The organism is Acidobacteriota bacterium (assembly GCA_016715115.1).
Taxonomy (GTDB): Bacteria; Acidobacteriota; Blastocatellia; order Pyrinomonadales; family Pyrinomonadaceae; genus JAFDVJ01.
In genome coordinates this window covers 877,923-890,676 of the sequence record JADKBM010000011.1, presented here as the reverse complement: position 1 = coordinate 890,676, position 12,754 = coordinate 877,923, and the positions used below count along the sequence as shown (strand labels likewise).

7 protein-coding genes are annotated in these 12,754 nt (G+C 54.2%); 6 read left to right on the top strand and 1 reads right to left on the bottom strand.

Annotated features, from left to right (window positions below; genetic code table 11):
- Nucleotides 1–269 precede the first annotated feature (269 nt).
- Both IPN69_12510 and IPN69_12505 read left to right on the top strand, forming a co-directional pair.
- A complete protein-coding gene (locus IPN69_12510) occupies nucleotides 270–527 on the top strand; it encodes a hypothetical protein (protein ID MBK8811538.1) in 258 nt (85 codons plus the stop codon).
- A gap of 16 nt (nucleotides 528–543) precedes the next feature.
- On the top strand, nucleotides 544–1,941 hold the full coding sequence (locus IPN69_12505) for a hypothetical protein (protein MBK8811537.1): 1,398 nt from the start codon (nucleotides 544–546) through the stop codon (nucleotides 1,939–1,941).
- A 379-nt stretch (nucleotides 1,942–2,320) separates the two neighbouring features.
- Here IPN69_12505 and katG read toward each other — a convergent pair whose 3' ends face one another.
- Nucleotides 2,321–4,540, bottom strand: a complete 2,220-nt coding sequence (gene katG, locus IPN69_12500; GenBank protein ID MBK8811536.1) for a catalase/peroxidase HPI — start codon at nucleotides 4,538–4,540, stop codon at nucleotides 2,321–2,323.
- A gap of 419 nt (nucleotides 4,541–4,959) precedes the next feature.
- Here katG and IPN69_12495 point away from each other — a divergent pair, with 419 nt between their 5' ends.
- From IPN69_12495 to IPN69_12480, 4 genes are all read left to right on the top strand, one after another.
- Nucleotides 4,960–5,403 (top strand): hypothetical protein, encoded by a 444-nt coding sequence (locus tag IPN69_12495; protein ID MBK8811535.1) that lies wholly within the window; start codon nucleotides 4,960–4,962, stop codon nucleotides 5,401–5,403.
- An 893-nt stretch (nucleotides 5,404–6,296) separates the two neighbouring features.
- Complete coding sequence (locus IPN69_12490) at nucleotides 6,297–9,656, top strand: VCBS repeat-containing protein (GenBank protein MBK8811534.1); 3,360 nt, start codon at nucleotides 6,297–6,299, stop codon at nucleotides 9,654–9,656.
- Nucleotides 9,657–9,806: 150 nt separating this feature from the next.
- Entirely contained in the window at nucleotides 9,807–11,318 is a 1,512-nt protein-coding gene (locus tag IPN69_12485) for a tetratricopeptide repeat protein (protein MBK8811533.1), read from the top strand.
- 81 nt (nucleotides 11,319–11,399) lie between these two features.
- Nucleotides 11,400–12,653: a hypothetical protein gene (locus tag IPN69_12480; protein ID MBK8811532.1), complete on the top strand. Its 1,254-nt coding sequence runs from the start codon at nucleotides 11,400–11,402 to the stop codon at nucleotides 12,651–12,653.
- Nucleotides 12,654–12,754: the final 101 nt, after the last annotated feature.

Genomic DNA, 12,754 nt, shown 5'->3' with positions numbered 1-12,754 from the left:
GTACCACGACCAAAAAAAGAATAATTCTCAGTCCCACGATATATTTTCTCCTTCAGATTTGTTTGCCTTCGACGGTCGAATGGCCCTTTGAATAACTATCAAGGCGGCGGGCCTCAGTGTCAAAATTCTGAACCCTTCGATTAACTCTTTTGTAACATAGGGAATCGTTCGGGGATCGGGATTCCCGGATTCCAGATATTCCAGATCCGAGATTCGCGAATCTTCAAAAAAACTACATAAAGGCTTTTCCGGCGGCGATTCCGACACGGATGAACAAAGGTGGAACTGATGCAAGTCGATTCTTGGAACTGAGCGTTTTTTCGGACCGTTTTCTGTCTCCAACGAAGAAAACAACCCGCTCCATCTTTATTCATCTGCTGGGGGAGAGACGATTTGTTTCCTTTAAGTGGGGTTTTCAAGGCAGCAAGATGTTTGTTAAATGTAACTTTCTTTACCGAAATGTTACGGCGATGTTAACTCCGCGTGAACGGATTTTTGCAGGAAGAATGACTTTTGTGACAGATTGATGCGGTGGAGTTTCTTATGAACAAAAATAGAACACTGATCCTATCGTTTTGTGTTTTCGTTATCGCCGGCTCTTGTTTTGAAGCATTCGGTCAACAAGCGGCCCCGGTTCCGGTCGTACCGGTTCAGAGTGATGAGATTGTCGGTGTTCGAACTAGTGATGACAGGCAGCGTGCCGAGATCGAGGAACTTAGGGAAGAACTTCGCCGTGAGATCGATTTGAGAAAGCGCCAGGAGGCGATGATCGAGGCACTTGCAAAAAAGGTCGCGGGGCTCGAGGGCCTCGTTGCGAGGATGCCCCCGCCCGTGTCATCCCCTTCGACCACGGCGGCGGCAACAGCCGTCCAGGTTACGGACGGGGCGTTGGCGAAGACCGACAAGCCGGCAAGCGACACCACGAGGAACCAGACCGCGACCGGAAATGCGGTCGAGAGCGGTTTCGGCAAGATCAGGTTTACCGGTCTTCTGCAGGGCCATTTTTCCGCCGGCGACCAGGGCTTCAACGATACGTTCCGGCTCAGACGGGCAGAATTCAAGTTCACCGGAGAGATCATTCCGAAGGTTCGTTGGACCGTAATGTTCGACCTGGCGAAGGCTCTGTCGCTCAACACGACGACAAGAAGCATCAGCGGATCGACGGTCATCGGCAGCGTCAACGTCAATCAGGCGAGCCGCATATTCCAGGAGGCGTTCATCACACTCAGCTATCTCAAACGGGCAAATGTGAGCTTTGGCCAGTATAAGATCCCGCTTAGTCAGGAGGGCCTGCAGTCCTCGTCTACCCTCGATACCGTCGAACGCGCGCTCTTTTTGAGCGACCGATCGCGCGGCGGTGGATTTGGCGATGTGCGGGAGCTAGGGATTATGGCATTTGGCCCGTTGAACAAGGATTTGGACTATTCGATCGGCGTTTTCAACGGACTCGGCGAGTCGCAGAACGATGTCGACCAGAATGAACGGAAGGCATTGGTCGGCCGTCTCATTTACAAACCGTCTTTCATCAAGGGGCTGCAGATCGGCGGTTCCGGAGCTTATGGCAATGGCGGAAGAACCTCAAATCCGCGGCGCGATCGCCTGGGGGCGGAGCTGGTCTACGAGCGGGAGAAACTGAAGTTAAAGAGCGAATTTATGGGCGGCGTTGACGGCGAGGTCCATCGTCGCGGCTTTTATGCCCACCTCGGTTATCGGATCATTCCAAAACTGGAAGGGATCTTTCGCTTTGACACTTTCGATCCCGACACCAGAAGGGAAGACGCCTCCGCGACCGTTGCCGAGCGGGACTATATTTTCGGAATGAATTATTACTTCAAGGGGAACAACTTCAAGCTCCAGCTCAATTATCTGCGAAAAACATTCGGGAACCGGATCAGCCCGGCGAGGAACGTTTTCACCGCCAATCTCCAAACGTCTTGGTAGAGAGCCGACGGTTGGGCGCTATGGAGTCTATCTCGATCAAAATGGCAAGCCCGTGCGCTTGCCATTTTTGATCGGGCACACAAAAACCGACTGCCGGACCCCATCTGCGATTCGATCTTTGCTATTGAAGAAACATAAAGCCCGAAGACAAATTTCCGCGCAGATCTCCGTGAATTTGCGCCATTGAACTCTTCCCGCGGGACACGCGATAAGTCCCCAAAACGGTTGCGAAACTCCATTTGCGCACTCAATTCGGGTGATCGGTCAGCATACGAATTTGTACGCGTAATCGAATAGTAAGGTCGATCAGCGACCCGGACGGCGGAAAGCCCCGGGGAGATTAACACTCACCGGGGCTTTCAATGACCACAAAGGAAATCTAACGCAGGTCGAAGCGGTCAAGATTCATGACCTTCGCCCAGGCATCAACGAAATCCTTGACGAACTTCGCCTTGGCATCATCCGAAGCATAGACCTCGGCAACCGCCCGCAACTCGGCGTGGGAACCAAAGACGAGGTCGACCGGCGTCGCCTTCCATTTGAGGTTTCCTGTCTTTCGATCACGACCCTCGTAAACACCTTCGGCAGATGGAGATTTGGACCATTTCGTCGACATATCGAGCAGATTGACGAAGAAATCGTTGCTCAGTGTACCGGGACGTCCGGTAAACACGCCGAATTCCGACCCGCCCGTATTTGCGTTCAACGAACGCATTCCTCCGACGAGCACGGTCATTTCGGGGACCGTCAGCGAAAGCAGGCTGGCTTTGTCGACCAACAACACTGAAGGCGGCAAGCGGTTGTCCTTTCCGTAGTAATTGCGGAACCCGTCCGCGGTCGGCCTGAGCAATTCGAAATTCTCGACATTCGTCTGCTCCTGAGTCGCATCGGCTCTTCCGGGTGCAAACGGGACCGTTACATCAACACCGCCTTTTTTCGCAGCCTGTTCGATTGCGGCCGCTCCGCCGAGAATTACGAGATCGGCAAATGAGACCTTCTTTCGTCCCGACTGCATCCCGTTGAACTCTTTCTGGATCCCCTCGAGAGTCGCCAGGACCTTGCTCAATTCCGCGGGATCGTTCGCTTCCCAATTCTTCTGCGGTGCGAGTCGAATCCTGCCGCCGTTCGCTCCGCCACGCATATCGGTGGACCGGAAGGAAGATGCCGAGGCCCACGCGGCACGGATCAATGCGGCGTTGCTCAGCCCGGATCCGAGAATCTTGGATTTGAGTGCCGCGATGTCCTTAACGTCGATCAACTCATAATCGACCTTGGGCAAAGGATCCTGCCAGATAAGGGTCATTTGAGGAACGTCCGGACCGATGTAACGGGCGCGCGGACCCATATCACGGTGCGTCAACTTGAACCAGGCTTTCGCAAAAGCGAGTTCGAATTCCTTCGGGTTTGCGAGGAAACGCCTTGAGATCTTTTCGTACACGGGATCGAACTTGAGCGACAGATCCGTCGTCAACATGATCGGCGGAACTCGTTTGCCTTTGATATGCGCGTCGGGGACCAGGTCTTTCCCTTCGCCATCCTTGGGAATCCACTGCGTCGCGCCGGCGGGACTCTTCGTCTTCACCCATTCAAAGGCGAAGAGATTCTCAAGAAAGTTTATGCTCCATTTGGCCGGAGTTTTTGTCCAGGCGCCTTCGAGACCACTTGTAACGGTATCTTCGGCGTTGCCTTTTCCGCATTTGTTGTTCCAACCGAATCCCTGATCCTCGAGTTTCGCGGCCGCCGGTTCGGGTCCGACGCAATCGGTTTTTTGTGCGCCGTGGGTCTTCCCGAATGAATGTCCGCCGGCAATCAACGCGACGGTTTCCTCGTCATCCATTCCCATCCGGCCAAACGTTTCGCGAATATCTTTTGCAGCGAGGATCGGATCCGGATTGCCCTCAGGGCCTTCCGGGTTTACGTAGATCAATCCCATCTGCACTGCCGCGAGCGGCTTTTCAAGCTTCCGGTCGTCTTCGTATCGCTTGTCACCGGATAGCATCTTTGTTTCAGGCCCCCAGTAGACGAGATCGGCTTCCCAGTCATCCTGACGTCCGCCGGCAAATCCGAGAGTCTTGAAACCCATATCTTCGAGTGCGACATTGCCGGTCAAGACCATCAGATCTGCCCACGAGATCATTCGGCCATACTTTTGTTTGATCGGCCACAAGAGCCGCCGTGCTTTGTCGAGATTCGCGTTGTCGGGCCAGCTGTTAAGTGGGTCAAAACGCTGCTGACCGCCGCCTGCGCCGCCTCTTCCGTCCATCGAACGGTATGTTCCGGCACTGTGCCACGCCATCCTTATAAAGAGCGGGCCATAGTTGCCGTAATCGGCGGGCCACCAATCCTGGGATGTCGTCAGCGTCTTCTTGATGTCAGCCTTCAGGGCCGCATGATCGAGTTTCTTGAACTCCTCGGCGTAATTGAAGTCCTTACCCATCGGGTTTGACTGGGAAGAAGGCTGTCTGAGCGCGGTGAGGTCGAGTTGATCCGGCCACCAGAACTCGTTCGGCCTCGGCGTTGTTTGCGATAAGACCGGTATCGAGAGAAAAAGCATCGATACCGCTAAGCCCATAAGTGACGGTGTAATTCGTCGCAACATAAGTTACCTCCATTTTCTTGACCAGAAGAAATCCGGTCCGATTGATACTCGGCTCAAGCTGACAACTGCGCTTCTCGTTTCCGGTAAAGTCGCAGTTTCTGCTCAACAACCGGCAGCATTAGCGACGGCGGGGGGCGGGGCGATTTCAACATCGAAGCCTATGCCTTATCTCCACGCGGTTCGATATGGTGAGACCCGGCATCCTGAAAATCAGTCAGGCATTCGTGCAGTTGTTCGGCTGTTTCTATTCTATCACCGGGACGAAACTTTCGGTCAAGCAAACTGAGTCTTTGAAAATGGGAGTCGACCGCGACGGGACTCGGTTTGAACGACGAAATCACGGAGGTCTGACGTTCCGGAGATTTGACTAATAGCCGGATCGACCGGCGATACCAGAAACGCGACCCGCGTCGTCCGTGATGCCGGTGCTTTTTTTTGCCGCAATACTCCGAAAACGCGCCCGGAAGCGGAACATTCCCGCACTTATCTTCAAGTCCAAAAGCCCGGACGCGCCGATCTTGATTCCGACTGCAGCGGCTTTGACGCTTTACGGTTTTTGTCCACTGAAATCGGGTAGGGAAATTGTCGGCGGGGTTGCCGCGGTTGCCCGCCCGCTCACGCTGGCGGTACTGATTCGTTCCTACGGTCGTCGCCGGATTACATGGGCGGGCGACCGAAATGATGCCGCGCCGGAGCCGCCCGACGAGTCAGTACCGCCACGCGTGAGCGGGCTTGGACCGCATGCTGTAGTTGATGCCAATTCCAGGGGCGTTCTGAGAGAAATGGGTAAGTTTCTCGGTGCATACGACAGGGTTCCGTCGGGCGGGTCTTCAGATTATCGACTGCAAATGTTGTATAAATGAGGGTTAGTTGGAGGCGGCGATCGGAATCGAACCGATGAATAAAGGTTTTGCAGACCGTCCAAGGGCATTTGCACGGAACTGCACCAAGTTGCAAATGATCGTGTTATCAACAACTTAGCCGAATCCGCTGCGCTCGGTGCAACTCCGTGCGTGCAGGGAGTCCCCACAAATCTCCCCACAGTGGACTTCGCGGATTACCAATAATCGGCTCTCGGCGCGTGGCATAGGGAACTGTCTGATGCGCCACCACCGGCTTGTGATCTTCGAGTGCAAAGAATCAAGCGCGGCGAACTTTTGCGAAAGAGCTCGCGACCAGTCATATTGACCTGGAAACTCCCACGCACAAACCGCCAAACGACCCCAGAATCGTTCTTCACACTCTCCAAAGGCGCTCTTACCGCCATCCCAAGGCGAAATTAGTCCGTCCGAACATTTTTCTTCTTCAAAAGTGCCAGATTTCGGGGAGAAAATACATATACAAGTGAGGAGACCTTTTGGATGTCATTTCCGAGAGGAGCCGGATGCGTTGCGTGGCATTCGTCGGGCAGAATGATCGCGGCGTTTGGCGGTGTTAGAACGGCAAATTCCCTGGAATGCTGACTCGACTCGAATGAAACAGGAAATCCAATGAGGGCCACAACAGAAGCGGCTTCGTTGCGATCGGGAAAACAACGATGAAAACAGCCGGTCTGTGGGTGACGAAGATCACAGGTATTCGAAGGATACTATGCAAAAATCGCCGTTGAGGCCTTACATATCAGAAACTGCGATCGACTGGGACGGAACCCGGACAAAGTTCTGCGTCAAAGGAAGGGAGCCTCAGATGGACTTCTCTATCCAGATCGCCCAAGGCCCAGCCAGTCGCGTTCGCAGTCGCCGTTGGAGGTGTACTGATGATGGAAACTAAATCGCCGATCTCGCGATCGTTGCTTTCGCTGATCTCTTTCTGGTCAATCATCTCGACATTGGTCTTGCCGATTCCCGGCGGGATCCCTACGCGGACTTCCTCGACCAGCACCCCGGTTCTCCGGTCGGCAGCGCAACCTTTATCGACCGACCGGGTTGCGCAGTCGATGGCGCGAATGCCGGTCTATTTTGAGGAGAATCACGGACAATTCAATAGCAAGGTCCGGTACTTCGCACGCGGAACGAGTGGTTACGATCTGTTTCTGACGGCGACCGATGCGGTATATGTCTTGACGGGCCGTGAAGCAGACTCAGAAGGCCCGGACTTCAGGATCGACAAATTCAACGATCCGGTTCGAGACCCGGAACGCGAGACCAAGGGCACAAAGGCCGTAGCGGTTTATATGACGCTGGCCGGGGCGAACCCGGAAGCGGTTTCATCGGGAACGCAGCAGCTCGAGCATCGGACCAATTACTTCAAAGGCGAAGAGTCGAACTGGCGAACAGAGATCCCGAACTACGGACTGGTGCGGATGTCGGATGTCTATGACGGCATAGACACGGTCTGGCACGGGCTTGACGGTGGCGGCGTGCAGTACGACTTCGTGGTCGGGCCGAATGCCGACCCGAATCAGATCAGATTGAAAGTTGACGGAGCGAAATCGATTGAATTGGATGACGAAGGCAACCTTCTGATCAAGACCGAATATGGCGAGATAAAGCAGAACAAGCCTTTCTCATATCAGGCGACAAACGGACTCCGTCGGGAAGTTGAAAGCCGGTTCGTGATCGAACAGATGGAAGTCCGTTTCGAGCTGGGCGAATTTGACCGTTCTCAAACACTGACAATTGACCCCACGGTCAATCTGAGCAGCCTTGGGTTTTCGACTTTTCTGGGTGGTGCTCTTGATGAAGGGGGTTATGCAATTGGCGTTGACCGTGCGGGCAATGTTTATGTGACCGGACTCACCGGATCAACGTCCTTTCCAACGACTGCTGGGACATTCGATACAACGCATAACGGTAATTTCGATGTATTCGTGACGAAGCTGAATGCAACGGGTTCTGCTTTGCTTTATTCGACATTCATCGGCGGCGGGACGCCAACGCCAACGCCTACACCGCCCCCAATAGGGCCGCCTGTACTTGGGGTTTACCCGGCGACTTCGGTGGAGCTGAGCGGGAATACGACGGTTATTCCGTCGGCGCCGCCGATGAATGTTACGAGCGCGACCGCGTCGGCAGGGACGAGTTTTAATGGCAGGATCGAGGTTGATCCGCTCTCCGGCGTTATCCGGATAACGGATGCTAATCCGGCTTCGACGCTTCAGCCGGGCGGGGTATTTACGGTAACGGTCACTGCGGCCGGCCCAGGCGGGACGACGCAGACGACGTTCGCCCTGACGGTGACGACACCCGCGAGGTGCAATCCGGTGAGCTTTGCGGCGACAGCCAATTTCACCATCGGCGGCCAGACTCAACCTTATTCCGTCGCCGTGGGCGATTTCAACCGCGATGGCATACAGGACCTCGCGGTCGCCATTTATAGCTGGGACAATCACCCGGACAACGTCTCGATCCTGCTCGGAAATGGATCGGGAGGTTTTGGTGCGGCAACTAGTTTCGGCGCCGGGCCCGGGCCCTTTTTCGTCGCGGTGGGCGACTTCAACGGGGATGGCATACAGGACCTCGCGGTCGCCAACGGTGACTCGAACAGTGTCTCGATCCTGCTCGGCAACGGTTCGGGAGGCTTCGGGGCGGCAGCTAATTTCGGCGCTGGGACTGGTCCTTTTTCCATCGCGGTAGGCGATTTCAACGGCGATGGCATACAAGACCTCGCGGTCGCCAACGGTTACTCGAACAATGTCTCGATTCTGCTCGGCAATGGATTGGGCGGCTTTGGGGCAGCAACTAATTTCGGCGCCGGGACGGGTCCTTTTTCCATCGCGGTGGGCGACTTCAATGGCGATGGCATTCAGGATCTTGCGGTCGCCAACGGTGACTCGGACAATGTCTCGATCCTGCTCGGCAACGGGTTGGGCGGCTTTGGGGCAGCAACTAATTTCGGGGTTGGCGGAACAACGCCTGTTTCCATTGCGGTGGGAGATTTCAACCGCGACGGATTACAGGACCTCGCAGTTGCCAAGCTTAACTGCTGTGACAATGTCTCGATCCTGCTCGGCAACGGTTCGGGAGGCTTTGGGACGGCGACCAACTTCGGCGTCGGATCAAGATCCTTCTCCATCGCTGTGGGCGATTTCAACGGCGATGGAATACAGGACCTCGCGGTCGCTCTTGTATTCTCGAACGAGGTCTCGATCCTGCTCGGCAATGGATCGGGAGGCTTTTGGGCGGCAACTAATTTTTGGCTCGGGTTCGGTGTGTTCCGTCCTCACTCCATCGCGTTGGGCGATTTCAACGGCGACGGAAAGCAGGATCTCGTCACGGCAAACTCTTCTGTTGGTTCAGGTTTAAAAAACGTCTCAGTCCTCCTAAGCAACTGCGCCCCGACGCCGACGCAAAATGCTCCTTTCGATTTTGATGGCGACGGAAAGACCGATTTGTCGATCTTTCGTCCTTCAGTCGGACAGTGGTGGCTGAACCGTTCGACCGACGGAGTGATCACGCACAGCTTCGGTAATTCATCCGACACGACCGTCCCCGGAGACTTCACCGGTGACGGCAAGGCAGACGTTGCCGTATTTCGCCCGTCCGAAGGCGTATGGTACGTTCTGCGGAGCGAGGACTCGTCGTTCTATTCATTTCCGTTCGGTTCCAACGGCGATATTCCCGTTCCAAGCGATTACGACGGTGACGGTAAATCGGACGCCGCGGTCTTTCGCCCGTCGAACGCCACGTGGTACATCCAGAGGTCGTCCGGCGGCACGACGATTCAGGGCTTTGGCATCACGGGTGACCGACCCGTCCCGGCCGACTACGACGGTGACGGCAAGACGGACATCGCGATCTACCGGCCGTCAAACGGGCAATGGTGGCTGAACCGTTCCACGGCAGGGCTGATCGTTCACACGTTCGGCACACCGACCGACCGAAACGTTCCCGGCGACTACACGGGCGACGGCAAGGCCGATGTGGCGATCTGGCGTCCTTCGAGCGGTGAGTGGTTCGTGCTCCGATCCGAGGACGCGAGTTTCTACTCGTTCCCGTTCGGTTCAAACGGCGACCTTCCTGTGCCCGGAGATTATGACGGCGACGGGCGAACCGATGCCGGAGTCTTCCGCCCGTCAAACGCCACGTGGTACTTGAATCGATCGACCAACGGTATTCTGATCCAAGGCTTTGGATTGCCAACTGATGTTCCGATTCCATCGGCATTTGTCCGTTAGCGGCGGATTCTGTCTGTAACGGAAGCGAGGCGTGCGCGGCGCAGATCAGTGTTTAATCGATGATAGTATTAACACCCGAACTAAGAAGCGAGAGGGTCTTGTAGGCGTAGCCTTTCTGTCCGTCAGCGATGCTTGAGGAGGAGCAGTGAAGTGAACATTTTGAACCGTAAGACAAACCGTAGCGTTCTTTTCGTATTGTTCCTGATTTTGCCCGCTTTGGCTGAGGTTCACGCCCAAGCGGTCTTGACCCCGAAGGAGATAGCCCGGACTGCGCTTCCTTCCGTTGTCTTGATCATTTGCGATGACGGTGAAGGCAAGAATATTGTCCAGGGGAGCGGTTTCTTCATCAAACCCGGAGTCATCGTCACGAATCTTCACGTTATCGAGGGAATGAAACGCGGATTGGCAAACGTCGCTGCCGGAGGCGACCAAAGGCTGAGCTTCAGGATCGCACGGATCATAGCGATCGATCGGGAGGCAGACCTGGCATTGCTGAGCGTTCCGACGGCGATAAGCAAGAGCATTGCTCCTTTGGCGTTGGCACCGGAATCGTATGTCCCGGAGACTGGCGAAGTGGTATATGCGTTGGGAAATCCGGAGGGAAAGGTTGGCACAATTTCGCCTGGGATTGTTTCGGCGGCTATTCGGTCAAGTCTGAAAAAAGCCCGTATTCAAATAACCGCACCGATCTCCAGCGGATCGAGCGGAGGTCCGGTGGTCAACGATCGCGGGAAAGTCATCGGGGTCGCAGTCGAATCGCTCAGCGAGGGACAGAATCTCAATTTCGCAATTCCTCTTTCACACGTCTACGACCTTATCAAAACGGCGAATTTCCCTGACGCAAATGAAAACTCTCAGGATGCGATCGCTCATTATGATGAAAAGTTGCCAGCACCTTGGGTGCAGAATGTTGTCGCCGGGCAGGGTTCAGGAAACGTCCGCAGAAGTGAGCCGGGTACAACCGCGGCCTTTTTCTTTTACCGCGGAAACAGCAATTTCGAAAAAGGGCTTTTCTCTGAGGCCATTGCCGACCATACCAAGGCAATTGAAATTGACCCTCAGTACGCCGTCGCGTACTACAACCGTGGTCTTGCCAACTATAAGCAAGGAAACCTGAGTCTTTCGATTAGCGACTTTACCAACGCTATTCAGATCAACCCGCGGTATGCCGTCGCTTATTACAACCGGGGTCTTGCCAACTATAAGCAAGGAAACCTGAGTCTTTCGATTAGCGACTATAGCGAGGCAATTCGGATCAACCCGCAGTATGCAGCCGCGTACATCAACCGCGGGCTCGTTTACGCGACCCAAAGGAACCCGGAATTTGCCATCGCGGACTATAGCAAGGCTATTCAAATCAACCCGCGGATTGCCATCGCGTACATCAACCGCGGGATCAATTACATTAAGCAAGGGAACCTGAAGTCCTCCATTGCGGACCTTACCAAGGCAATTGAGATCAATCCGCAGATCGCCGACGCTTACTACAACCGTGGCGTTGCCTACGATAAGCAAGGAAATTGGAGTTTTGCGATTGCCGACTTTACCAAGGCTATTCAGATCAACCCGCAATACGATCTCGCTTACAACGGCCGGGGGAATGCTTACTGTCAGTTGGGGGAGAAAAGCCGCGCCAACACGGACCTGAAAAGGGCGGTCTAATTAGACAAACGAAGGATAATTCGAGGGCTGCCGGTTGGCTGTTGGCGATGAGATGAGATTCGCCACGGAGAGCTAATTATCATGAAAAGTAACGAAACCTTCACATTCATGAATCATCAACGGCTCGCGGAAATTGTCGAGAACGCGGACAAGCGGATCGTCTACGCGGCGCCTGGAATTGCCGCAATCGTTGCGCGGGCAATGGTAGGCTTTGCCGAAAGGTGCGAGAAATCCCGACTGCGAGTGATTCTAGATACCAACCCTGAGGCAATTAGGCTTGGGTTCGGGGAATTCGAGGGCATAAAAACACTTATCGATGCCGGAATAGAGATTCGCAAGGCAACAAATCTCCGTATTGCGGTAGTATTAGCCGATGATCTTGCATGGGTTTTTTCCCCGACGTCTGAGTTCATTTTCAACCAGCCCACCTACGGAGTAAGCAACGCGCTCGCCGTAAATCAAAGCTTCGCGCTCGAAGTCCTACAGGCAATGGCGCCGGACGTCGCTGTCACTGAGGACATCCTCGAGGAGCCTGTTTTGAGCGATTCGAAAGAGGCCGAAATCGGCAGGCAGTCAGTTTCCATGGAAGAAATCAAAAAAATCGATTCGTCTCTAAAGGAAAATCCGCCTCAAAGGTTCGACGCGGCCCGGAGGGTACGTGTCTATCAAGGTTTGATTAGCTTTATCGAGATTACCTTGGAAGGTTATCGAATTGCGACCCACACTTTGAAAATACCTACGACACTCTTGGGTATTTCGCAGGACAGAGTAGTTAGCGAGCGCATCAATGCAACCTATAGGCTGATTGACCGAGACAGCCAATTGTCTGGAGGTGCTGCTGAAATCGAACGCAAACTGCAGGAGATCCGCCGTGATTTTACTGCTTCAACCGGAAAGAAATATGGTGTAGTTATTCTGCGCAGAAATATCCCGCTTTTTGAAAAAGCTATTCAGGAACTGCGAAGCGATCTAAGCGCGTTTAGCAAGAAGGTCGAACAAATGTTAGACGCAGAAATAAGTGCTACGCTCGATAGACTTGTCGCTCTTTTTGTGCCACTCGTTCTCGAAAATCCGCCGAAGGCGCTCCAATATCAGTCAATCGGTGATCTTGATGAAAAGACCGCGCGCAGATTTGTAGTATATGAATTGGGCCAAGTCCTGCCAAACGCGAAGTCTTTAGTCAACCGAATGAGACTGGACTACTACTTCAAGGACGTAACTTTCAGTTCGCTCAATGACCCGGAGTTCAAGAGGGCGGTCGAAGAAAAGTTCCGATTAATAAACTTCTCAAAGCTCTACGATGAAGAGGAGACGCTAGGTCAAAAGACTACCTAATTTGTACGGCTGTCGGAAGCGCTATTTCTGGCAGTCGCCTTTCAGGAGTCAGTCCGGACCGGGGGAGGTTCTTTCATGATTAGCCGATTTACTGGAGGTCG